We start from the raw sequence: 22,181 nt of genomic DNA, 5'->3' as shown, positions 1-22,181 counted from the left end.
GCTCGCGAACGCGTCGCCCCGCATCGCGCCTTGGCCCCGAAGGTGGTCGATCCCGCCAGGTCTGCGCAGCGCGGCCGGTGGGCCGGCAGGTCCTGCCGGCCATCGATCAGCTGATCCACGATGTCGCGCCGGCTGGACGGGTCTCGTAGCTGCGGCAAGGCGGCAGTGGGCGGCACGGTGTCGAGTGTGACGTGCGACGTTTCGTGCGCGGGATCCCGCAATTGTTTCGGCATCGGTAGCGACACATGCGAGAAGTATTGACGCCCTTCGCCGGCTCCCTATCATTAAGGGCGCTCGACACTTCGACCCTTGTTCGATATGCCGAACGCGCCGAGTCACTCCATCGCACAGCAGGGCAATACCGGGTCGCGCCGCCCGAACGCAGTACCGCAAGGCCCGCATGCATATGTCATGACCTCGCCAATCTATTCCGACCGGGAAGTCACAAGCGGTATGCCGTGGTGCTCGCAGACCGCTGCACACCGCACCACGCCGACAGTCCGGGCGACCTTTGACGAGGCGAACCGGAACCGTCTACTCAAGGCTGAGGAAGTCCCCATGCACAGAGGAAATTTCAGCCGCAGGCATCCGTCTGCGGTGCTCGCCGCCGCGGTCGCGGCCCTGGCCGCGTTGGCGGCGATGCTCGTCGCCACCCCGGCTCAGGCGGCTGCCAGTGGCGCCTTGCGCGGTGCCGGTTCGGGCCGGTGTCTCGATGTGCCGGGCGCCGTCCAGACCGACGGCACGTACCCGCAGATCTACGACTGCTGGAACGGAACCAACCAGCAGTGGACGTTGACGGACGCCAACCAGCTGACCGTCTACGGCAACAAGTGCCTGGATGTTCCGGGCCACGCCACGACGGCCGGCACCCGGGTGCAGATCTGGAGCTGTTCCGGCGGTGCGAACCAGCAGTGGCGGGTGAACTCCGACGGCACGGTCGTCGGCGTGGAGTCCGGGCTGTGCCTGGAGGCCGCGGGCGCCGGTACGGCCAACGGCACGGCGGTGCAACTGTGGACGTGCAACGGCGGCAGCAACCAGAAGTGGACCGGTCTGACCGGGACGCCGCCGACGGACGGCACGTGTTCTCTTCCGTCGACGTACCGCTGGACGTCGACGGGTGTGCTCGCGCAGCCGGCGAACGGGTGGGCCGCGGTGAAGGATTTCACCACCGTGACGCACAACGGCAGGCACCTGGTCTACGCGTCGAACGTGTCGGGATCGTCGTACGGTTCGATGATGTTCAGTCCGTTCACGAACTGGTCCGACATGGGGTCGGCCGGCCAGACCGGGATGAGCCAGGGTGCGGTGGCGCCCACGCTGTTCTACTTCGCACCCAAGAACATCTGGGTGCTGGCGTACCAGTGGGGTTCGGCGGCCTTCATGTACCGAACGTCGAGCGACCCCACCAACGCCAACGGCTGGTCCTCGCCCCAGGCGCTGTTCACCGGCAGCCTCTCCGGCTCCGACACCGGCCCGATCGACCAGACCCTGATCGCCGACGGCCAGAACATGTACCTGTTCTTCGCCGGTGACAACGGCAAGATCTACCGGGCGAGCATGCCGATCGGGAACTTCCCGGGCAACTTCGGCTCGTCGTACACGACGATCATGAGCGACACGAAGGCCAACCTCTTCGAGGGCGTACAGGTCTACAAGGTCCAAGGCCAGAACCAGTACCTCATGATCGTCGAGGCGATGGGCGCGAACGGGCGCTACTTCCGCTCCTTCACGGCCTCCAGCCTGAACGGGTCGTGGACCCCGCAGGCCGCCAGTGAGAGCAACCCCTTCGCGGGTAAGGCCAACAGCGGAGCCACCTGGACCAATGACATCAGCCACGGTGACTTGGTCCGCGACAACCCCGACCAGACCATGACCATCGATCCCTGCAAACTGCAGTTCCTCTACCAGGGCAAGGACCCCAACGCGGGCGGCGAATACAACCGACTGCCGTGGCGGCCGGGCGTCCTCACCCTGCAACGCTGATCTTCCCGATTCACGGTGACCGTGATGTGGTGCGGTCTGCAGGCGTGTGGGCGAGCGCTTCACCGCGGGGCCGGGCCCACCTGCTGACCGGCACCACCGCATCGAGGAACCCCGGCCGTGTGGCGGCCGGGGTTCCTCTCACCTCCCATTGCGGGCTCGCGGGAGCGCCTGCCACGCCTGCCGGGTGGGCGGCGTGGCTCGCCGCGGTTGCCGGAACCATTTGTCGGCCCCGACGGTCACGCGAGCCAGCTTTCCCACGCCGTCTCCCCGGAGGCGGCTGAGGGAAGCGTGAACCCGTTCACTCACCCCTGACGCTCCTTCGGCGCTCCCTGCCGCCGCCATGGCCGGGCCCCTGGTGAAGCCGTGGCCGAAGAACGCGCCGACGCACATGGCTGCCGCGTCCGCCGGAGCGGCCTTGCCGGTCGCGCGCTGATGTTCGCGTCCACAACGGCGCGCAGGCCCGGGCCGGCCAGGGCGCATCCGCTGATCGACCAGGCCGGCGCGCCGGCGAGCGCACTGCCGTCATGTCATGACCCGACGGAGTGACGTGGAGTACTTGCGCCCACTTTGACGTAACGGTTAATGTTACGACCGAGGTGGTGAGGATGAGTGCGAACAGCAGGCTGACCGTTGCGGCTCATGCCCTGGCGTGGATCGGCTTGTATCAGCGCCGTGGCCACGAGGTGGCGACCTCGGAGCAGATCGCGACGAGCGTCAACACCAATGCGGTCGTCATTCGGCGATTGCTGGCGGAGCTGCGCAAGGCCGGCCTCGCTGACTCGCGGCGCGGTGCGGGGGCGGGGTGGATGCTCTCCCGGGAGCCGGAGATGATCACTCTGCTCGACGTCTACGAGGCGGTCGAGCCGGGATCGGTCTTCGCGCTGCACCGCTCGGCGCCTGACCCTGAGTGTGTCGTGGGCCGGGGGATCGGTCCCGTGATGACCGCCGTGTACGGCGACGTGGAGGCCGCCCTGCGTAGGGAGCTTGCGAAGACCACGCTGGGGGACGTGCTCCGGGACGTGCTCGCCGCCACCTAGCTTCGGCTTTCGTCGTCCCCTGCGGGGCGTCGCCCGGTCGACGGCCGGCCCGACGTGGCCGAGAGCGCGGCACCTACCCCGCTGGGGCGCCTCGAGGAGGTCGCCGCGACAGCCCGGTAGGTGGCCGGCGGCGAGAACACCTTCACCACCGGCGCGGCACTGCTCGTCGACGGTGGCGCCACCCAGCTCTGAAAGCCGAAGCTGCCGCGGTACCCCCCACCATGCTCATCACTCTCCAAGGAGCCGACATGTCCGCAACTTCCCCGACCTGCACGGTGCGGGACACCATCAGCCGCTTCCTCGCCCTGCTGGCAGCCGGAGACGCCGAGGGCCTGGCCGGCCTGTTCGCCGATGACATCGACTGGTTCGTCCCCGGCGACAGCAGCCTCCCCTGGACGGGTGTGCGGTCCCGTCGCGAAGAGGTCTCCGCGTACTTCCGCACCCTGTGGCCGGTCTTCGTCGAGGGCGCGAGCGAATCAGAGATCGGCCACATCCTCGTGGACGGCGACGAGGCTGCCCTCTTCGGCCGGTTCACGCACACGGTCAAGTCGACCGGACGCCGCTTCACGACCCCCGTGGCCTTCCGTCTCACGGTCCGTGACGGGCGCATCGAACGCCTTCATCTGTTCGAGGACACCCTTACCGTCGCACAGGCCATGGTCCCGACCGGGAGCTGAACGTGCCCACGCGCACGGGCGCTACCGGTTCGGCATGCATCAACGGGAAGGGTGCTGCCACGACTTCGCAGGAGAAGCCTGGCACACGGCGTCGTGATCGACAGGCGGCTGCGCGTGGTGTCCGGTTCAGCCCTGGAGGGCGGTGAGCCAGTCGGTCAGCAGGCGGTTGACCTCAGCGGGGCGTTCCTGCTGGATCCAGTGGCCGCAGCCTTCCAGCAGGTGGGAGGCGGACAGGGCGGGGAGGGTGGTGGGGTAGGCGTCGATGGCGTCGGCCATCCAGGTGGTGGAGGCGTCGAGGGTGCCGCCGATGAACAGGGACGGCTGCGTGACCGGGGCTCCGCGGTGAGGGGCGAGGTCTTCCCAGTCGCGGTCCATGTTGCGGTAGCGGTTGAGAGCGCCGGTCAGGCCGGTGCGCTCGAACTCCGCCGCGTAGACGTCCAGGTCGTCCTCACCCAGCCAGGCGGGAAGCTTGCCTGCGGGGAAGCGGTCGCGCAGCCGGCCGCCGTGGGTGACGAAGTGCGGGTCGGTGTCGCCCTGGGCGGACATGGTGTCGGCGGACAGCGCCGCGTAGAAGCCGGCGAGCCAGCCCCGGACGTCGGGCTCGATCTCCGCCTCGGCGCGGCCGGGCTCCTGGAAGTACGAGACGTAGAACTCCTGCTCAGGGCCGCCGATCTGGCCGAAGATGTCGGTGGGGCGGGGACCGCCCGGCGGCGCGTAGGGGACGCTCAGCAGGCCGACGGCGCGGAAGACTTCGGGGTGGAGCAGTGCGGAGGAGGCGGCGATGTTGGATCCCCAGTCGTGGCCGATGACCACCGCGCTCTCCTCGCCGAGGGCGCGCACCGCGGCCACGTTGTCCCGCACCAGGTCGAGCATCCGGTAGGCGTCGGTCGCGGCGGGCTTGGAGGAGCGGCCGTAGCCGCGCACGTCGATCGCCACCGCCCGGTAGCCGGCGGCGGCGAGGGCCGGGATCTGGTGGCGCCAGGAGTACCAGGACTCGGGGAAGCCGTGTACGAGCAGGACCAGCGGGCCGGTGCCCTGCTCGACCAGGTGGATGCGCCCGGCCGGCGTCTCGATGGTGCGGTGGCGGAACTCGGCAGTCGGTTCGGGCTGCATGGCTTCTCCTCGGTTAGCGGGCGGACGCGGCTACCTGTCGATCATGCGGCGCGGCGGCCTCCCGAGGCGATCAGCGTTGCCATTCTGGCAAGATCGCAGCGCAGGGCGGATGAGCGGTGTGGCTGAGAGGAGCGGGAACGATGTCGGGCGACGACCTGGACGGCACGATGGCGGCGATTGGACCCGGACTGCGAGCCGCGCGCGAGCAGCACGGCGCCACGCTCGCCGGTATCAGCCGTGCGACCGGCATCTCGTCGAGCACGCTGTCGCGGATCGAGACCGGTCGGCGCAAGCCCACCCTGGAGGTCGTGCTGCAGCTGGCGAAGGAGTACGGCGTCTCCCTGGATGAGCTGGCCGGTACCGCTCCCTCCCCCGCGGTCGCGCGCCGCAGCACGGCGCTGCACAGCTTCGGGGACGACAAGGCGGTGCTGCCGCTCACCCGGTACGTCGGCGGCCTGCACGCCCACAAGCATGTGCTGCCCGCCGTCGAGGAATCGCCCGCGCGGCCCCGGCAGGTCTCCCACGAGGGCTACGAGTGGCTGTGCGTTCTGTACGGGCGACTGTGGCTCGCGCTCGGCGACCAGGATCTTGTCCTGGCCGCCGGGGACGTCGCCGAGTTCGATACCCGCACCCTGCACGGGGTGGCGAACGCCGGCCCCGGCGAGCCGGTCGAGTACCTGATCCTGTTCGGGCCGCAGGGCGAACGACTGCGGCCGCGGACCCCGCCGGCACCCGGCCGCGGGGCCCGGTAGCGCACAGCCCCGTGAGGCTCCGGACCCGGTGCCGCTCAGCGTCGTGCAGCGGCCGCAGGGTTGCAACGACGATCCTCAGCGCTGCAGGACTGAGGCGGCGCGCACCGATCGACGCCGACGGAACCCCGCGGCCTGACCTGCTCTTCGTGGCGGCGTCCTCGCTGAGCGGCTCCGGGTGCGGTGCCGCGTGGGTCCGCCGGGTCGGGTCGGGCCGGGTCGCCGTTTTCGAGGACCGCATTCCGGCCGGACCTCGGTGTCAGAGCCTCCCGGTAGCGTGACGGCATCCAGATGCGGCTCACTGCGGGAGAACCACCATGGACATTCTGCTCATCGGCGGCTTGTGGCTCGACGGATCCGCCTGGGACGACGTCGTGCCCGAACTCACCGCGCTCGGGCATCATCCCGTGCCGCTCACCCTTCCGGGCCAGGGCGACGGCGCCGCCTCCGCGACACTTGACGACCAGCTGGAAGCAGTGGTTGCCGCAGTCGACGCGGCGCCCGGAACGCCTTTGGTGGCAGGGCACTCCGCAGCATCAACCCTGGCCTGGCTGGCCGCCGACGCACGACCGGAGAAGGTGGCCAAGGTCGCCCTGATCGGCGGCTTCCCCGCCGACGAAGGGCGGTCCTACGCCGATCACTTCGCGATCGAGGGCGGCGCCATGCCCTTCCCGGGCTGGGCCCCCTTCGAGGGCGCGGACGCCGCCGACCTGGACCAGTACACCCGGGACCGCTTCGCGGCCGCCGCCGTTCCTGTCCCCGAGGCGGTCGCCAGGGGAGTCGTACGCTTGACCAACGAGCGCCGCTTCGACGTACCCGTTGTGGTTGTCTGCCCTGAATTCACGCCTGCCCAGGCCGAGAAGTGGATCGCCGCCGGTGAGAGTCCTGAGCTCGCCCGCGTCACCGACCTCGAGTACGTGGACCTCGACTCCGGCCATTGGCCGATGGTCACCCGCCCCCGCGAACTCGCCCGCGTCCTCGCAAAGGCCGCCAACTCCTAGATTCCGCGGCGCCGGCGGGCGTCACGATCTCGCGGCCCGGGCCATGCGGTGCACGGTGCCGATCGTTTCCATTCGGAGTTCCGATGGCCCGGATCGGTAACACTGTTGGTACTCCCACGGCGTACAGGTCTAACGTCGGGGGAGTCGCCACGGTGCTGCCCGGCGACGGCCTCCGTCGCGGGAGGTGACCACGCGGAGCGCAACCCTTCCAGGAGAGCACATGGCGAAGATTCTTTTTGTGATGACCGGTGCTGACCAGCGGACGCTGGCCGACGGTGGCAAGAAACGCACCGGTTTCTGGGCCGACGAGGCGGTCATCCCGTACGAGGCGTTCAAGGCCGCGGGCCACGAGATCACCGTGGCCACTCCGGGCGGAGTGGTGCCGCCGGTGGACCCGGCCAGTCTCGGCGCCGGGGCCAACGGCGGTGAAGAGAACGCCGCCGCGGTCCGGGCCGTGGTGGAAGGCGCTGCGGAGTTCGGTAGCCCGTCGGCGCTCTCCGAGGTGCGGGTGGGGGACTTCGACGCGGTGTACGTTCCCGGCGGGCAGGGCCCGATGGAGGACCTGGCGGTCGACGCCGACTCCGGCCGCATCCTCACCCAGGCGGTGGAGTCCGGCCTTCCGGTCGGCGTGGTGTGCCACGGTCCGGCCGCGCTGCTGGCCGCGGTCAAGGAGGACGGGACGAACGCTTACGCCGGCTACCGGATCACCGCCTTCAGTAACACCGAGGAGCGGCTGGCCGGAAACGCCGACACAGCGAGGTGGCTGCTGCAGGACCGGCTCACCGAAGCGGGTCTGAAGGTCGAGGTGTGCGAGCCGTGGGCGCCGCACGTCCAGGTCGACCGCAACGTCGTCACCGGCCAGAACCCCGCCTCATCGGGTTCGCTCGCCGCCGAGTTGCTCAAGAAACTCGCCAGTCCTGCGCCGGCGACCCCGTAAGGGCCGGGCAGCTGAGAGACGCGCTGACCTCCCGGCGCGCGTGGCCGGCGGGCGGCTGTGCGCGTCTTCACGGGTGGGCTCGGCCGAAAGGCGGACACGCAGGGGCTGCGGACAATGACCGGGGAGATCCGGCAGGGGCTGCGCGCGCACGGTCCCGGGAGAGATACCGATACGCAGGGGACGCAGCCGGCGTGACCGCAGCCCGGGAGCGATCGACGAGTGAGTCCTCGCGTTCCTGGCCGGCTCACTCGCCCAGGACGGTGCGCGTGATGCCGTCGCCGAGCGGTTCGGGGCCGGGCCCGCAACGCGGTGGGCGGCACCCGCTGCGGGTGCAGGATCTGGGGCAGGCCCTCCTCGCCCCCATCCTCGACGAGCCGCCGGACGACGACGCGGCACTGTTGGTGGCGCGCGTACGGGCTTCGGCCGGAGGGGCGGTGGCCGCGTGGGAGTATCCCGCGGACATGGAGCGGGTCGCGGATGCCCGGGCCGAGACGGCCGGCCAGCTGACCCGGCGCGGGCTCGACGAGCTTGTGTTCCGTGCCGGGGGCTGTTCCTCGTCGCCCAGCTCACCCACCGCTGGGGCAGCCGGTACACCGCCTCAGGCAAGACCATCTGGACGGAGCAGCTCATCGAGGGCCCGGAAGAGTGACCATGAGGGGCGACCGGGCCCTCCGCGCATCTCTCGGCAGCGGCCCGACGCTCAGGGGACCTTCACCCAGTCCAGAGTGCGTTCCACGGCCATCTTCCAGCCCGCGTAACCGTCCGCGCGCTGTAGGTCGGACCACTGGGGCTCCCACCGTTCGGACTCGTGCCAGTGGGTGCGCAGTTCGTCGGTGTCCCGCCAGAAGCCCGTCGCCAGTCCGGCCGCGTAGGCCGCGCCGAGGGCGGTCGTCTCCGCGACGACGGGACGGCTCACGGGGACGCCGAGGACGTCTGCCTGGATCTGCATGCAGAGGTTGTTGGCGGTGACACCGCCGTCGACCCTGAGCACATCGAGGTGGACGCCGGAGTCCTGTTCCATGGCCTCGACCACATCGCGGCTCTGGTAGCAGATGGCTTCCAGGGTGGCTCGTGCCAGGTGCGCGTTGTCGTTGTACCTGGCCAGGCCGACGATCGCTCCCCGGGCATCGGAGCGCCAGTAGGGGGCGAACAGGCCCGAGAAGGCGGGGACGAAGTACATACCGCCGTTGTCGTCGACCGTACGGGCGAGATCCTCGCTCTCGGCTGCGGTCTTGATGATCTTCATCTGGTCGCGCAGCCACTGCACCGCGGAGCCGGTCACCGCGATGGATCCTTCCAGCGCGTAGACCACGGGGCTGTCGCCGAACTGGTAGGCCACGGTGGTGAGGAGACCGTGCTGGGAACGGACCAGCTCCGTGCCGGTGTTGAGCAACAGGAAGTTGCCCGTGCCGTAGGTGTTCTTGGCCTCGCCGGGGGAGAAGCAGACCTGTCCCACCGTCGCCGCCTGCTGATCGCCGAGGACCCCGCCGATGGGTACGGCGGCGCGCAGAGGCCGGGACGTGCGTGTCGCGCCGAAGGCTTCCGGGTGCGACGAGGGGTTGATCGTGGGCAGCATCGCCCGAGGGATGCCGAAGAAGCCCAGGAGTTCGTCGTCCCAGTCGAGGGTTTCCAGGTTCATCAGCATGGTGCGGCTCGCGTTGGTCACGTCGGTGGCGTGGATGCCGCCGTCGGGGCCGCCCGTCAGGTTCCACAGGACCCAGGCGTCCGTGTTGCCGAAGAGGGCGTGGCCCGCCTCCGCCGCTTCCCGTACACCGTCGACGTTCTCCAGGATCCACTGGATCTTGCCAGCGGAGAAGTAGGTGGCAGGGGGCAGCCCGGCCTTACGGCGGATGACCTCGCCCTGGCCCGTGCGTTCGAGGTTCGCCGCGATGGCGTCCGTCCGGGTGTCCTGCCAGACGATCGCGTTGTAGTAGGGCCGCCCGTTGCGCGGGTCCCAGACCACCGTGGTCTCACGCTGGTTGGTGATGCCGATCGCCGCCAGGTCCTGGGGCGACAGGCCGCCGTAGCGCAGGGCGTTCTGCATCACCGAGTTGGTGCGCTCCCAGATCTCCACCGGGTCGTGCTCCACCCAGCCGGAGCGGGGGAGGATCTGGGCGTGTTCCAGCTGGTGCTTGGCGACTTCGTTGCCGCCGTGGTCGAAGACCATGAATCGGGTGCTGGTGGTTCCCTGATCCACCGCACCGATGAAGTCCGCCATGATGTGCCACCTCTCCGGCCGGTGTTATCGGTCTTCGCTCACCGGGACCCGTCCCGGTGGTTCGGGCTCGGCGGCCGGCAGGAACCGGCCGACGAGCCCCTTGTACAGACCCGCGCCGAGCAGCCCGCCGACCAGGGGGCCGACGATGGGTACCCAGAAGTAGAGATTGCCGTACTGGTCCCGCCATGCTCCGTTGTACCCGGTGATGAAGCTCGCCAGCCGGGGGCCGAAGTCACGGGCCGGGTTGATCGCGTAGCCCGCGTTGGTCCCCCACGCCATTCCGATCGCGACCACGACCAGGCCGATGACGAACGGGGCCAGATTCGCGCCCGGCGGGGTGTTCAGCATGTCGGTGATGGCCATGATCAGCAACAGCAGGATGGCGGTGCCGATGACCTGGTCGCGGAAGGCGCCCCATTCGTGAACCGGCAGGGCGGGGTTGCCGTTGGCCGGGAGCGTGGAGAACACGGTCTGTGTCTTGACGGTGTGCCCGGGGTCGGCCTTCGCCAGCGCCTCGCTGTAGTTCCAGCGCACGAGGAGGGCGGCCACGAACGCTCCGGCCGTCTGGGCGAGCGCGTACGGAGCCACCTTGCTCCACGGGAAGCCCTTGAACGCGGCGAGTGAGACGGTCACCGCGGGATTGAGATGGGCCCCGCTCAGCCGCGCCGCGACGTAGACGCCCAAGGTGACACCCAGGCCCCAGGCCCAGGCGATGCTGTCGTGGTCCCCGAGACCGCCGGGCGGATCGGTCAGTGCGCCGCCCGCCGCCACTTGGGCGACCACACCGCATCCGAAGAGGATGAGGATCATCGTGCCCACGAACTCTGCTGACAACTCGCCCAGCAAAACGGACCCTGCACGGCGCTCGGCCATGGAAGCTCGCCCTCCGCCGGCCGGGCCGGCTGTCGACTTTCACCTGGCAATATGAGCAGGCTAAGGCGCCTCGCATAAAGGCGCATATCGGGATGAATGCATCCCGGCGTATTCCGTAGAGGCGGGTGCGGCGGGCTCCACCGTCGGGTGGAGTGCCGGGCAGTGCCCGGAGTCATGGCACGGAACGGCGGCGGAGCCGATGTGCTGGATCGACTACGGCGGCTGCGGGCCTCCTTGTGGGCATCCGGCTCTCTCGCCGACGTCGCTGCTCGCAAGGGCTATGGCCACGGCCTCGCACCGAGGAGGTTCGGGCTCGGCGAGGCGGGACGCAGGCTCGGAGGAGCCGGTGGAGAGTGCCGCCCTGCTCGCTCCGGCGGGGCTCATGCGTCGGCGGTGTCCAGGTGCGCGAGTGTGGTGATGATGCGGTCCTCGATGTCTTCCGGCCAGGGGAAGGCGCGGGTCACGGCGCGCTGGTGGGCGAGTCCGTGCAGGCCCAGCCAGAGCGCGACCGCGTCGGCGGAGGGGTCCGTACTGGTGGAGTAACCGCCGGCGACGCAGTCGCCGAGGGTGTCGACCAGGATCTGCATGGTCTCCATGCCGAGAGTTGCCAGATCCTGCTTGGTCAGCGAGCTGTCGTCGAGGTCCGGCACCCAGAGCCCGCCGAACATCGTGCGGTAGCGCTCGGGGTGGAGCCGGGCGAATTCGAGATAGGTGTTGCACACGGCGTACAGGCGCTGCCGCGGGTCGTCGTCGGTCTCGCCCAGTATGGAGCGCAGTTTGTTCTCCAGTCCGGTGAACTCCTGGCGCACGACGGCGAGCATGATGGCCGGCTGGTCGGGGAAGTGCGGGTAGATCGACGGGGCGGCGATCCCCACTTTGCGTGCGACCGACCGCAGGGTGATGGCGCGTTCGTCGCCGGCCTCGTCGAGCAGCTCCACTGCGGCGGCGATGATGTCGCCGCGCAGGCGACCGCCCTCGCCGCGGCGGTTGCGCGCGCGTGCCGGTCCAGGTGTGGATGAGGCGGCTGTTCCGGTGTGCTCCATGCTGTCACCTTACACAGTGAAGTTTACTGCGGCAGGCCCTTGCGAGCTTCGGCTGGCACTTGTAGGTTTACGGTTGTAAGTAAACGGGCGAAGTGTCAGGGAGTTCCACCATGACCAGCACAGCCATCACCCGTGTCACTGAAGTTGTCCTGCCCGGCACCGTCGAGCCGGACGGCCTCGAGCTCCGCACCCGTGACCTTCCGGCCCCCGCCGAAGGGCAGGTTCTCCTGGCGATGAACGCGACCGGCGTCGCGTTCGCCGAACAGCAGATGCGGCGCGGGAAGTACTACGACCAGCCGCCGTTCCCCTTCGTGCCCGGCTACGACCTCGTGGGCACGGTCACCGCCACCGGGCATCACGGTGATCGGTACGGCCTCGAAGCGTCACCACGAGACTGTGCGCGAGCTGGGCGCGACCCCTGTCGACTACCGCGACCCCGACCTGTACGGCCGGATCCGGCAGCGCGCGCCGGACGGGGTCGACGGGTGGCGGGGATCGCCGCTCCCTCGAGCTACCCACATTCCTCCGACCCGCAGGCCATCGTGGTCGCCGTCGTCCGTGAAGCCTTCGCCGGCCCAGCCGGACCAGACGAATCAGCGCTGCCCGCCGAAGGTGAACAGGGTGCCGTCGATGGCCCACTTGTCGTCGGCGAGCGCGAGCTTCAGCCGAGCACGGCCTGCGTCGGTCACCCGGCGGTTCCGGGTTCCGCGGACCGCGCCAGGATCCGGCGGGCGCGCTCCAGGACCGGCTTGTCGACCATATGCCCGTCGACGGTCGTGACCGCCTCCCCCGCACCCAGGACCGCCCGTGCCCAGCGCAGTTCGCTCTCCGTCGGGGCGAAACCGGCGGCTGCCGGTGCGATCTGCGCCGGATGGACGCAGAGCTTGCCCGAGAAGCCGAGCCGGCGGGCGTGTGCCGTGTCCGCGGCCAGCGCGTCGACGTCCCGCACCGCGGTCGTGACGCCGTCCACCGGTGGGCTGATACCCGCTGCCGCCGACGCCAGGACGAGACGGGAGCGGGCGTGGATCAGGGCGAGGGTGTCGTCGTGGGCGACGCCGAGCTGCGCGGCGAGGTCCACGTTGCCGAACGCGGCGCGGACGACGCCCGGCACCGAACACACCTCGTACGCCCGCTCGGCGCCGAGCGCCGTCTCGATGAGGGCGATCAGCGTGCAGCGGGCGGCGATCTCCGCGAGGACCGCCGGGTCCTCGGCCTTCGGCACCATCACCAGGCAGCCGAGACCGGCAGCCATGCGCAGGTCCGCCTCGAACCACGGGGTGCCGGGCGCGTTGACGCGTACGACCGTACGGCCCCCGAGCGCCGGCCACTCGGCGGCGGCCCGGCGGGCCCGGTCCTTGTCCTCGGCGGCGACCGCGTCCTCCAGGTCCACGATGACGAGGTCGGCGCCGGAGCTCGCGGCCTTGTCGAAGCGGTCGGGGCGGTGACCCGGTACGAAGAGCAGGGTGCGGGCGGCCGCGATCCGGGTGTGCGTGTTCATGCGAAGGTCACCTCGGCGGTGGCGTGGCGCGCGTCGCGGTGGGTGGCGGTGCGCAGTCGGGCACCCGCGCCCGAGAGGCCGCCCTCCGCGAGGAGGTGCTCGCCCGCGAACGCCGGCCGCAGCAGCTTGAAGGAGAGCGTGCCCACCTGGCGGCCGGGGGCCTCACGCCTGACCACCTCCAGCATGAGCAGGGCGAGCAGCGGGCCGTGGACGACGAGGCCCGGATAGCCCTCCGTCTCACGGCAGTACGGGGCGTCGTAGTGGATGCGGTGCGCGTTGGCCGTGAGCGCGCTCAGCCGGAACAGCAGCGTCGGGTCCGGCTGGAGGCGGAGCTGCCAGGGTTCCTCCGCGTCCGGTGCCGTGCGGTCGTCGGCGGCGGCCGGGTGCTGCACGCTGCCGCGCCCGGACCGGTAGACGATGTCCTGTTCCTCGACCAGGCAGGTGCGGCCGAACTGACGGAACTCCTGGCGTTCCGTCACGAAGAGCAGCTCTCCGCTGCGGCCGTGTTTCGGCGTCACCGAGCCCAGGCTGCTGACGCGTTCGGCCGGCTCGCCCAGGCGCAGGGGCCGGACGAACCGGCAGCGCCCGCCGGCGAACATGCGCTGGCGGTCGGGGAGCGGCGGGAGGAAACGCGCGTCGCGCAGGTGCCCGTCCGGGCCCAGCTCGTGCTGGGCGGGCCAGTGCAGGAAGTGGAACCACTGCCACAGCGGCGGCACGGGGTCACCGGCCTTGGCCGCCGGCCCGGGCAGGTCCAGCAGGGCGGAGACGGCGGCGGTGGGGCCCGGGTCCATCGGGTCGTGGGCCGTGACGGGCCCGGGGTGCCAGGTCTCGACGTAGGAGCTGAGGGGGGCGGGCTGCATGGAATCGGACCTCGGGTTTCAGGCGAGTGGTGCGGTCTTCGACGGTCGCGGGGCGCCGGCGGGTGCCTCCGTGGCGTCGAGATGGGAGGCGCGGGACGGTTCCCGTACGAGAAGGGTCGCCAGGAAGGTCAGGCCGACGCATCCGGTGACGTACCAGAAGAAGAGGTTCTCCTGGCCGCCGTCCTTGAGGGCGAGTGCGATGGGCTCGGTCAGCCCGCCGAAGGTGGCGGTGACCAGGGCGTGCGGCAGGCCGACGCCGAGGGCCCGGACCTTCGTGGGGAACATCTCCGCCTTGATGATGGCGGCCAGGGCGGAGTAGCCGGTGACGAAGGTCAGGGCCACGGTCATGAGGAGGAAGGCGATCCAAGGATTGGTGGTGCGGCCGAGGAGCGTCATGAGCGGCACCGTCAGCAGCATGCAGCCGCCGGCGAAGGCGAACATGACGGGGCGGCGGCCGATGCGGTCGGACAGGGCGCCCACGGCAGGCTGCATCAGCATGTAGACGAACAGCGCGGCGAAGCCGATCAGGGTGACGGTCGACTGGGGGATGCCGGCGGTGTTGACCAGGTACTTCTGCAGATACGTCGTGTACGTGTAGAAGGCGACGGTGCCGCCGATGGCGAGGCCGAAGACGGCGAGGAGCTGGCGCGGGTACTCGGCGAACAGGGCGACGAGGCCCTTGCGTTCAGGGGTTCCGGGCTCGTCACGCTGCCTGGCGGTGCGCGCCTGCTCCTTCTCGAAGTGCTCGGACTCCTCCATGGTGCGGCGCAGATACATCACGACCAGACCGGCCACGGCGCCGATCACGAAGGGGATGCGCCATCCCCAGCTGTGCAGCTGGTCCTCGGTGAGCAGGTTCTGCAGGACGATCGCCACGAGCAGCGCGGCCAGCTGGCCCATCACGATGGAGACGTACTGGAAGCTGGAGTAGAAGCCGCGCCGTCCCTCGGGAGCGACCTCGGATAGGTACGAGGCGCTGGAGCCGAACTCCCCACCCACGGACAGGCCTTGCGCCAGCCGGGCCAGGATCAGCAGGGCAGGGGCCCAGAGGCCGATGGCCTCGTGTCCGGGGGCGAGGGCGATGGTCAGGGATCCGGCACTCATGAGGGTCACCGACAGGGTCAGCGCGCGGCGCCGGCCGAACCGGTCCGCGTACGCGCCGAGCAGCCAGCCGCCGAGTGGGCGCATGAAGAAACCGACGGCGAAGACGACGGCTGTGGAGAGCAGCTGGGCCGTCCGGTCGCCCTCGGGGAAGAAAACCGACGCGAAGTAGATGCTGAAGGTGGCGTAGGCGAACCAGTCGTACCACTCGACGAGGTTGCCGAGACAGCCGCGTACGACGTTCGCGGTGACGCGGGAGCGGTCGGGGGCGGGGAGTGCGGGTGTGCGGCTCTGGGGCATGAGGAGCTCCGTTGCTTTCGTCGCCCAGGTGGTGCTGCGGCTCGGGCGGCCCTTCGGCGCGGGAAAGAAGGGGGTGGTCGGTGAGATACGTGTCGTGCGCCGAGGGCTCCCGCCGGAGGGGGCGGTTGCCTGGATCCGGCTCGTCCGTGGCGACTCCATGTGCTCGGCGGCTCACGTGCCACACATCATGAGTGCTGATCGGCGCGGAAGAACAATAGAAATCCGTGATGCGTGCATGACTCGACCGCATGACGGGTGCCGGCATCGCCTGTTGGCCGCGGTGACGGGCGGTTTCGGCCCCGCTCAGCCGAGGAACCCGCGGACCAGGGCACCGGCCGTCTCCCGGTACTCCTCGAAGTAGGCGTGCCGGGCGCCGGGGAGGAGACGGGCCGTGGCGTCCGGGATGCGGGCCGCGAGCAGCGGGAGGTTCTCCGGCGGGGTGAGCCGGTCCTGGTCGCCGTGGAGGATCAGCGTGGGGGCGGCGACGGAGGCGAGCGCGTCCCACGCGTCGTGGCGGTTGCTGGCGGTCAGGTGCCCGCGCCGGGCGTGCGGCGGCATACGGGGATCGCCGAGAGTCGCGTACGGGCCGGGGTGCCCGGCGATCCAGCCGGGGCTGTACATCAGCTCGGTCAGGGTCTGCCGTACGGCGTCCGGGTCGGGCAGGGCCAGGGCCCGGCGCACCGAGGCGTCGGGTTCGACGGCGGCCTGCCCGCCGGGCGAGGTGCATCCGAGGACGAGGCGCCGGACCCGGTCGGGGTGGCGGGCGGCGACCCACTGGGCGACGCGGCCGCCCATCGAGGTGCCGTACACATCGGCCCGCTCGATGCCCAGGGAGTCGAGGACGGCCACCACGTCCTCGGCGAAGCGCCGGGTGGAGTAGCCCTCCCGCGGCGCGTCGCTCGCGCCGGTGCCGCGGTAGTCCATGGTGATCGTGGAGCGGGTGCCGTGGAAGTCCTCGCGTACGCCGTCCCACCAGTGGTGGTTGTTCGCCTGCCCGGCCAGGAGGACCAGCGGGAGGCCGGTGCCGCGGCGCTGGTACGCCACCGACACACCGTCGTCGGTCCGTACGAAGGCGTCAGGGCGTTCATCGGTGTCGGTCAAAGGTGTCCTCTCAGCGGCGTGGGGCCGGCCGGCCCCGGTGGGTGCGGTGCCGACGTCAGGTGCCGGTGCCGGTGCCGGGGTCGTCGGGCGCGGGCAACTCGGCCGAGGGCCACCGCCCCTGCGCCACGGCCGCATCGATGCGGCGGACCAGGTGGCCGGCGACGACCTCCACGGCAGGAGGGACCCTTCGGTACCGGGGGGTGCCCAGGACGATCTGACGCCACACGTCGGGTTCGCAGAGCGGCGCTGCGCTGAGCGTGCCGTTCGCGACGTCCTCCGCGATGCCGACGCCGGGCAGAACGGTCCAGCCGTGCCCGGCCAGCACGAGCTGCTTCTGCACGCGCATCGCGTTGGTCTGTACGGCGATGTCCATCGCGCTCCCGGACCGGGCCGCCGCCGCGTCGATCAGGGTCCGCAGGGCGTGGCCCGCGGCGGGCATCACCAGGGGGTGCGCCGCCACGTCGGAGAAGGCGACCGGACGGTCGGCGCGCAGCCCGGCCGCCGCGGGGGCCACCGCCCACAGACGCTCCCGCACCAGCGGGCGGGCGTTGAGGGAGGGTGAGCTGTCCAGGTTGTACAGCAGGGTCAGGTCCAGGTCGCCGTCGTCGAGCCACTGCTGGAGATGGCCGGAGTAACCCGTCATCAGCCGTAGTTCCACGCCTGGATGGGCCGCGCCGACGGCCGACACCAGCGGCTCGGCGAGCAGGTCGCTCGTGCTCTCCAGCAGCCCGACCGTGACGATGCCCGTCACCTCTCCGGGGCTGGGCTGCACCTCGGCGCGCGCCCGCTCCAGCTCGTTCAGGGCCCTGCGCGCCCGGTCGACCATGATCCCGCCGGCCTCGGTGGGCCGCATCCCCTGTCTGGTGCGCTGGAAGAGCGCGACGCCGAGCTCCTCCTCCAGCGTGCGGATCTGCCGGGTGACGGCCGGCTGGACCAGGTGGAGCAGCTCGGCGGCGCGCGTCACGCTGCCCACCTCGGCGACCGTGACGAGTGCCTTGAGCTGCTTGACGTCCATGGTGCGTCCCTCTTCCGGCATCCGCGGCCCGCATGGCAGCATCACGGATTGTTATTTCCCTTGGCTTCACATGAATGCACATGATGGTACTCCCGCTCGGGTCACCGACACCTCCGGAGGACAACGCATGGCCGAGAACGCAGCGCCCGCCGACGACCTGCCGCTGTCCGGCATCACTGTCGTGAGCATCGAGCAGGCGGTGGCCGCTCCCTTCGCCACCCGCCAGCTCGCCGACCTCGGAGCTCGCGTGATCAAGGTGGAGCGCCCGGGTGAGGGCGACTTCGCCCGCCGCTACGACACCACGGTGCACGGCCAGTCGAGTTACTTCGTGTGGCTGAACCGCTCCAAGGAATCGGTGACTCTGGACCTCAAGTCGGAACAGGGGCGGGAGGTCCTGGAGGAACTCCTGGCACAGGCAGACGTGTTCGTGCAGAACCTGGCGCCCGGCGCGGCCGCCCGCATGGGTCTGGGCGCCGACGCCCTGGCGAAGCGGTTCCCGTCACTGATCCCGTGTTCGGTCACGGGCTACGGATCGAGCGGACCGTGGGCGGGCCGCAAGGCCTACGACCTGCTGGTGCAGTGCCAGACCGGTCTGGTCTCGCTGACCGGCAGCGCCCAGGAGGCCGCGCGCGTCGGGGTGTCGGTCGCCGACATCGCCGCCGGCATGTACGCCTACAGCGGCATCCTCACCGCGCTGTTCACGCGGGCGACCCGCGGTTCCGTACGCGCCGTGGAGGTCTCCCTCTTCGAGGCGCTGGCCGAGTGGATGAGCCAGCCGGCCTATTACACGGCGTACAGCGGGGCGCAGCCGCCCCGGGTCGGTACCCGGCACGCCACCATCGCCCCGTACGGCACCTACACCGCGGCCGACGGCAAGGACGTACTGCTCTCCGTGCAGAACGAACGCGAATGGGCGGCCCTCTGCGAGAAGTTCCTCGGCGACCCCGGACTCACCGACGACCCGCGCTTCGCCGGCGGGTCCGCGCGGGTGAGCCACCGAGAGGAGGTCGACGCGCTCCTGGCCGGGCGGATCGCCGCCTCGGACAGCGGTGAGGTGATGGAGCTGCTCGACGCCATCGGCATCGCCAACGCCCCCGTCAACGACGTGAAGCAGTTCCTGGAACACCCCGTGCTGGCCGGCCGGGACCGCTGGCGGGAGGTGTCCGTACCCGGCGGGGAGACGATGTCGGCCCTGCTGCCGCCCGTCGACCTGGCCGGCACCACCCCGCGCATGGGCGCCGTCCCCGCGGTCGGCGAGCACACCGAACCGATCCTGGCCGAGCTGGGCCTCACGCCCGCGCGGATCGACGCCCTGCGGGCCGACGGCGCCATCTGACCACCCGACACGCGAGCAGGACCGCGGCGAGGAGGCCGCCCCCCACATGAGTACCCTCGACATCCTTTCCGAGGACGAGCAGTTCATCGTCAGCACGGTGCACGACTTCGTCGACAAGGACATCAAGCCCGTGGCGAGGGAACTCGACCACGCCAACACCTACCCCGAGGCCCTCATCGAGCAGATGAAGGAGCTCGGGATCTTCGGCCTCGCCGTCCCCGAGGAGTACGGCGGCACGCCGGTGTCGACCCCCTGCTACGTCCTCATCACCGAGGAACTGGCGCGCGGCTGGATGAGCCTGGCCGGCGCGATGGGCGGACACACCGTGGTCGCCAAGCTGCTGCTCCGCTTCGGCACCGAGGAGCAGAAGCGGCGTTACCTCCCGCGGATGGCCACCGGCGAGATCCGGGCCACCATGGCCCTGACCGAGCCGGGCGGCGGCTCCGACCTCCAGGCCATGCGCACTGTCGCCCGTAAGGACGGCGAGGGGTATGTGGTGGACGGCGCGAAGACCTGGATCACCAACTCCCGCCGCTCGCAGCTGATCGCCCTGCTGTGCAAGACGGACCCGCAGGCGTCCCCGGCGCACAAGGGGATCTCCATCCTGCTCGTCGAGCACGGCCCCGGACTGACGGTCTCCCGCGACCTTCCCAAGCTGGGCTACAAGGGCGTGGAGAGCTGCGAGCTGTCCTTCGAGGGCTACCGGGCACCGGCCGACGCGGTGCTCGGCGGGACCGAGGGCAGCGGATTCGGCCAGATGATGAAGGGCCTGGAGACCGGCCGTCTCCAGGTCGCCGCCCGCGCGCTCGGCGTCGGCAGGGCCGCGCTGGAGGACTCCCTCGCCTACGCCCAGGAGCGGGAGGCCTTCGGGAAGCCGATCTGGAAGCACCAGTCCGTCGGTAACTACCTCGCCGACATGGCGACCTCGCTCACCGCCGCCCGTCAGCTCACCCTGTACGCGGCCCGCGAGGCGGACGCCGGACGGCGCGTGGACATGGAGGCGGGCATGGCCAAGCTGTTCGCCTCCGAGACGGCCATGCAGATCGCACTCAACGCCGTACGCATCCACGGAGGTTACGGCTACTCGACCGAGTTCGACGTGGAGCGCTACTTCCGTGACGCCCCGCTGATGATCGTCGGCGAGGGCACCAACGAGATCCAGCGCAACGTCATCGCGAGCCAACTGGTCAAGCGGGGACGGCTCGACGCCTGACCATGCAGGGCGGCCTCGTCGAGGCCGCCCCACGGCGTATCGGTCGGGCCGTGTCCCCCGCCGACCGGTCGGCGCCGAACTCCGGTGGTCCGTACGGACGTTGGCGTTCCGCGCTGCCGGGTGGAGCCGGATCCAGTAAGTGTCATGAACCTTGTCAGTTGACGGTGGGCGCTCTATTGTCGCGGGCAGAAAGCGCTTTCCCCTCCTGGTTCCGCCCGGTGGAAGCGTCCGCCGCGACGGCCGTCGCGACGGACACGCACGAGCCGCCACCGGTCCGGCGCAGGGCTCACGCACAACTGCCGACGAGGCTGCCCGGTGACCACCGGCAGTCCCGCCGGTCCGCCGTTGCGACCGCGGCGAAACCCAGCACGTGAAGACGAATGGGGACACGAACATGAGACGACCACTCGCACTGCGACTCAACGCCGCGCTGGCCACACTGGCCGTGGCGGCCGCGACCGGTGTGGTGATGTCGATGCCCGAGGCCTCAGCGGCGGTGGCCGGCAGCGCCACCGGCTACGCGACCCAGAACGGCGGGACCACCGGCGGAGCCGGCGGTGCGACGGTGCGTGCGACCACGGGGACGGCGATCCACGCGGCCCTGTGCGGCCGGGCCAGCAGCAGCACCCCGATCACCATCGAGGTCGAGGGCACGATCAATCACGGCAACACGACGCAGGTGTCGGGCGACAGCTGCAACACAGCCGCCGGTGTGATCGAGCTCAAGCAGATCAGCAACGTCACGATCGTCGGCGTCGGCAACGGCGCCGTCTTCGACCAGCTGGGCATCCACATCCGTCAGTCCAGCAACATCATCATCCAGAACGTGACCGTCAAGAACGTCAAGAAGTCCGGATCGCCCACGTCCAACGGCGGTGACGCCATCGGCATGGAGAGCGACGTCCGCAACGTATGGGTCGACCACACCACGCTCGAGGCGTCCGGCGGAGAGTCGGAGGGGTACGACGGCCTCTTCGACATGAAGGACAACACCCAGTACGTCACGCTGTCCTACAGCACCCTGCGCAACTCCGGCCGTGGCGGACTCGTCGGCTCCAGTGAGACCGAGCTGTCGAACGGCTACATCACGTACCACCACAACCTGTACGAGAACATCGACTCGCGCGCGCCCCTGCTGCGTGGCGGTATCGCGCACATCTACAACAACTACTACGTGAAGCTCAACGAGTCCGGCATCAACTCCCGTGCCGGCGCACGGGCCAAGGTGGACAACAACTACTTCAAGGACTCCAAGGACGTCCTGGGCACGTTCTACACCGACGCGGCCGGATACTGGCAGGTCAGCGGCAACACCTTCGACAACGTGACCTGGTCCGCCCCGGGCAGCGAGAACAACCCCGCCGGACCCGACCCGAAGTCCAACACCACCGTCAGCATCCCCTACTCCTACAGCCTCGACGCCGCGAGCTGTGTCCCGGAGATCGTGGGTGAGACCGCAGGCGCCAACAAGGGCCTCAAGGTGTCGGACGGCAACTGCTCGCCGCAGACGCCGACCACCCCCACGCCGGACCCGACGGACCCGACGCCGGACCCGACGGACCCCACGCCCGACCCCACCCAGCCCAGTGGCACCAACCTCAGCCTCGGGGCCGGAGCCGACGGCTCCAGCAAGGCCAGTGGATCCAGCTACGGCAATGTGCGGGACGGTGACATGAGCACCTTCTGGTCGCCGGCCGGCTCGACCGGTTCCGTCTCGGTCAAGTGGGGAACCGCCACCTCGGTCGCCAAGATCAATGTCCGCGAGGCGTCGGGCTCCACCGGCAGCATCGGATCCTGGAGGGTCATCAACGGCGACACCGGTGCCGTCCTGACCTCCGGCAGCGGTGCGGGCGTCATCACCGTCCCGCGGACGTCGCTGAAGAAGATCACCTTCGAGATCACCGGCTCGACCGGTGCCCCGAAGGTCGCCGAATTCGAGACGTACGCCGGATGACGTACGCCGGACAGCGGTGAGCGAACGGGGGCCGTCGGACGCGACGGCCCCCGTTCCCGATCCGGTACTCACCCCGTGGTTTCGGCGCCGTGCGCCCCGCCTCCCCCCGGGGGGAACGCTGTGGATGAGCCCTGTGGTGGAATCGCCAGGCAGAGCCGACAGAGCACCCTGC

At 70.3% G+C, this 22,181-nt stretch carries 18 protein-coding genes and 1 pseudogene; 10 read left to right on the top strand and 9 right to left on the bottom strand.

Features of this window, described 5'->3' with window-relative positions:
* Positions 1-558 precede the first annotated feature (558 nt).
* The 3 genes from ACIBCU_RS20270 (at position 559) to ACIBCU_RS20260 (ending at position 3,697) form a co-directional block, all read left to right on the top strand.
* A complete protein-coding gene (locus ACIBCU_RS20270) occupies positions 559-1,983 on the top strand; it encodes a non-reducing end alpha-L-arabinofuranosidase family hydrolase (RefSeq protein ID WP_362931112.1) in 1,425 nt (474 codons plus the stop codon).
* Positions 1,984-2,588: 605 nt separating this feature from the next.
* Entirely contained in the window at positions 2,589-3,020 is a 432-nt protein-coding gene (locus tag ACIBCU_RS20265; protein WP_362931114.1) for an Rrf2 family transcriptional regulator, read from the top strand.
* Positions 3,021-3,268: 248 nt separating this feature from the next.
* A complete protein-coding gene (locus tag ACIBCU_RS20260) occupies positions 3,269-3,697 on the top strand; it encodes a nuclear transport factor 2 family protein (protein ID WP_399232847.1) in 429 nt (142 codons plus the stop codon).
* Positions 3,698-3,823: 126 nt separating this feature from the next.
* On the opposite strand, the gene ACIBCU_RS20255 is transcribed toward ACIBCU_RS20260, so the two are convergent.
* Positions 3,824-4,810 carry an alpha/beta fold hydrolase gene (locus tag ACIBCU_RS20255; RefSeq protein WP_399232844.1) on the bottom strand — a complete coding sequence of 329 codons (987 nt, stop codon included), beginning with the start codon at positions 4,808-4,810 and terminating at the stop codon, positions 3,824-3,826.
* 140 nt (positions 4,811-4,950) lie between these two features.
* Between ACIBCU_RS20255 and ACIBCU_RS20250 the strand changes: the two genes are divergently transcribed.
* From ACIBCU_RS20250 to ACIBCU_RS20240, 3 genes are all read left to right on the top strand, one after another.
* Positions 4,951-5,562, top strand: a complete 612-nt coding sequence (locus ACIBCU_RS20250) for a helix-turn-helix domain-containing protein (protein WP_399232842.1) — start codon at positions 4,951-4,953, stop codon at positions 5,560-5,562.
* 314 nt (positions 5,563-5,876) lie between these two features.
* Complete coding sequence (locus ACIBCU_RS20245; protein ID WP_399232840.1) at positions 5,877-6,560, top strand: alpha/beta fold hydrolase; 684 nt, start codon at positions 5,877-5,879, stop codon at positions 6,558-6,560.
* Between the two features lie 220 nt (positions 6,561-6,780).
* Positions 6,781-7,497 carry a type 1 glutamine amidotransferase domain-containing protein gene (locus ACIBCU_RS20240; RefSeq protein ID WP_399232838.1) on the top strand — a complete coding sequence of 239 codons (717 nt, stop codon included), beginning with the start codon at positions 6,781-6,783 and terminating at the stop codon, positions 7,495-7,497.
* 700 nt (positions 7,498-8,197) lie between these two features.
* On the opposite strand, the gene glpK is transcribed toward ACIBCU_RS20240, so the two are convergent.
* The 3 genes from glpK to ACIBCU_RS20225 all read right to left on the bottom strand — a co-directional run bounded on the left by glpK (position 8,198) and on the right by ACIBCU_RS20225 (position 11,631).
* Positions 8,198-9,715 carry a glycerol kinase GlpK gene (gene glpK, locus ACIBCU_RS20235; protein ID WP_399232835.1) on the bottom strand — a complete coding sequence of 506 codons (1,518 nt, stop codon included), beginning with the start codon at positions 9,713-9,715 and terminating at the stop codon, positions 8,198-8,200.
* Between the two features lie 24 nt (positions 9,716-9,739).
* The gene (locus ACIBCU_RS20230; RefSeq protein ID WP_362931128.1) at positions 9,740-10,588 is read right to left on the bottom strand and encodes an MIP/aquaporin family protein; all 849 of its coding nucleotides are present in this window, start codon (positions 10,586-10,588) and stop codon (positions 9,740-9,742) included.
* 380 nt (positions 10,589-10,968) lie between these two features.
* Positions 10,969-11,631, bottom strand: a complete 663-nt coding sequence (locus ACIBCU_RS20225; protein ID WP_362931130.1) for a TetR/AcrR family transcriptional regulator — start codon at positions 11,629-11,631, stop codon at positions 10,969-10,971.
* Between the two features lie 110 nt (positions 11,632-11,741).
* On the opposite strand from ACIBCU_RS20225, the pseudogene ACIBCU_RS20220 reads away from it, so the two are divergent.
* Positions 11,742-12,114 (top strand): annotated as a pseudogene (locus ACIBCU_RS20220) (alcohol dehydrogenase catalytic domain-containing protein); the annotation flags it as partial.
* 202 nt (positions 12,115-12,316) lie between these two features.
* Here the strand turns inward: ACIBCU_RS20220 and ACIBCU_RS20215 are convergent.
* The 5 genes from ACIBCU_RS20215 to ACIBCU_RS20195 form a co-directional block, all read right to left on the bottom strand.
* A complete protein-coding gene (locus ACIBCU_RS20215) occupies positions 12,317-13,129 on the bottom strand; it encodes an HpcH/HpaI aldolase/citrate lyase family protein (RefSeq protein WP_399232832.1) in 813 nt (270 codons plus the stop codon).
* Positions 13,126-13,989: a hypothetical protein gene (locus ACIBCU_RS20210; protein WP_362931134.1), complete on the bottom strand. Its 864-nt coding sequence runs from the start codon at positions 13,987-13,989 to the stop codon at positions 13,126-13,128. Before ACIBCU_RS20210 ends, ACIBCU_RS20215 begins: the two co-directional genes overlap by 4 nt.
* Before the next feature lie 18 nt (positions 13,990-14,007).
* A complete protein-coding gene (locus ACIBCU_RS20205) occupies positions 14,008-15,390 on the bottom strand; it encodes an MFS transporter (protein ID WP_399232830.1) in 1,383 nt (460 codons plus the stop codon).
* A 303-nt stretch (positions 15,391-15,693) separates the two neighbouring features.
* Positions 15,694-16,491 carry an alpha/beta fold hydrolase gene (locus ACIBCU_RS20200; protein ID WP_399232827.1) on the bottom strand — a complete coding sequence of 266 codons (798 nt, stop codon included), beginning with the start codon at positions 16,489-16,491 and terminating at the stop codon, positions 15,694-15,696.
* A 55-nt stretch (positions 16,492-16,546) separates the two neighbouring features.
* On the bottom strand, positions 16,547-17,506 hold the full coding sequence (locus tag ACIBCU_RS20195; protein ID WP_399232824.1) for a LysR family transcriptional regulator: 960 nt from the start codon (positions 17,504-17,506) through the stop codon (positions 16,547-16,549).
* A 127-nt stretch (positions 17,507-17,633) separates the two neighbouring features.
* Here ACIBCU_RS20195 and ACIBCU_RS20190 point away from each other — a divergent pair, with 127 nt between their 5' ends.
* From ACIBCU_RS20190 to ACIBCU_RS20180, 3 genes are all read left to right on the top strand, one after another.
* Positions 17,634-18,842, top strand: a complete 1,209-nt coding sequence (locus ACIBCU_RS20190; protein WP_399232822.1) for a CaiB/BaiF CoA transferase family protein — start codon at positions 17,634-17,636, stop codon at positions 18,840-18,842.
* A gap of 46 nt (positions 18,843-18,888) precedes the next feature.
* On the top strand, positions 18,889-20,055 hold the full coding sequence (locus tag ACIBCU_RS20185) for an acyl-CoA dehydrogenase family protein (RefSeq protein ID WP_399232820.1): 1,167 nt from the start codon (positions 18,889-18,891) through the stop codon (positions 20,053-20,055).
* A gap of 394 nt (positions 20,056-20,449) precedes the next feature.
* Entirely contained in the window at positions 20,450-22,009 is a 1,560-nt protein-coding gene (locus ACIBCU_RS20180; protein ID WP_399232818.1) for a polysaccharide lyase family 1 protein, read from the top strand.
* The last annotated feature ends 172 nt before the right edge of the window (positions 22,010-22,181 follow it).

The organism is Streptomyces sp. NPDC051064, from assembly GCF_044455985.1.
GTDB lineage: Bacteria > Actinomycetota > Actinomycetes > Streptomycetales > Streptomycetaceae > Streptomyces.
Note: the sequence above shows the minus strand (reverse complement) of the source record. Positions and strands in the feature narration are given on the sequence as shown.

Coding starts and splice junctions, on each gene's coding strand:
- ACIBCU_RS20180 (WP_399232818.1), top strand. CDS start 20,450: ATGAGACGACCACTCGCACTGCGACTCAACGCCGCGCTGGCCACACTG.
- ACIBCU_RS20270 (WP_362931112.1), top strand. CDS start 559: ATGCACAGAGGAAATTTCAGCCGCAGGCATCCGTCTGCGGTGCTCGCC.
- ACIBCU_RS20205 (WP_399232830.1), bottom strand. CDS start 15,390: ATGCCCCAGAGCCGCACACCCGCACTCCCCGCCCCCGACCGCTCCCGC.
- ACIBCU_RS20195 (WP_399232824.1), bottom strand. CDS start 17,506: ATGGACGTCAAGCAGCTCAAGGCACTCGTCACGGTCGCCGAGGTGGGC.
- glpK (WP_399232835.1), bottom strand. CDS start 9,715: ATGGCGGACTTCATCGGTGCGGTGGATCAGGGAACCACCAGCACCCGA.
- ACIBCU_RS20225 (WP_362931130.1), bottom strand. CDS start 11,631: ATGGAGCACACCGGAACAGCCGCCTCATCCACACCTGGACCGGCACGC.
- ACIBCU_RS20190 (WP_399232822.1), top strand. CDS start 17,634: ATGGCCGAGAACGCAGCGCCCGCCGACGACCTGCCGCTGTCCGGCATC.
- ACIBCU_RS20185 (WP_399232820.1), top strand. CDS start 18,889: ATGAGTACCCTCGACATCCTTTCCGAGGACGAGCAGTTCATCGTCAGC.
- ACIBCU_RS20240 (WP_399232838.1), top strand. CDS start 6,781: ATGGCGAAGATTCTTTTTGTGATGACCGGTGCTGACCAGCGGACGCTG.
- ACIBCU_RS20230 (WP_362931128.1), bottom strand. CDS start 10,588: ATGGCCGAGCGCCGTGCAGGGTCCGTTTTGCTGGGCGAGTTGTCAGCA.
- ACIBCU_RS20265 (WP_362931114.1), top strand. CDS start 2,589: ATGAGTGCGAACAGCAGGCTGACCGTTGCGGCTCATGCCCTGGCGTGG.
- ACIBCU_RS20255 (WP_399232844.1), bottom strand. CDS start 4,810: ATGCAGCCCGAACCGACTGCCGAGTTCCGCCACCGCACCATCGAGACG.
- ACIBCU_RS20210 (WP_362931134.1), bottom strand. CDS start 13,989: ATGCAGCCCGCCCCCCTCAGCTCCTACGTCGAGACCTGGCACCCCGGG.
- ACIBCU_RS20250 (WP_399232842.1), top strand. CDS start 4,951: ATGTCGGGCGACGACCTGGACGGCACGATGGCGGCGATTGGACCCGGA.
- ACIBCU_RS20215 (WP_399232832.1), bottom strand. CDS start 13,129: ATGAACACGCACACCCGGATCGCGGCCGCCCGCACCCTGCTCTTCGTA.
- ACIBCU_RS20260 (WP_399232847.1), top strand. CDS start 3,269: ATGTCCGCAACTTCCCCGACCTGCACGGTGCGGGACACCATCAGCCGC.
- ACIBCU_RS20245 (WP_399232840.1), top strand. CDS start 5,877: ATGGACATTCTGCTCATCGGCGGCTTGTGGCTCGACGGATCCGCCTGG.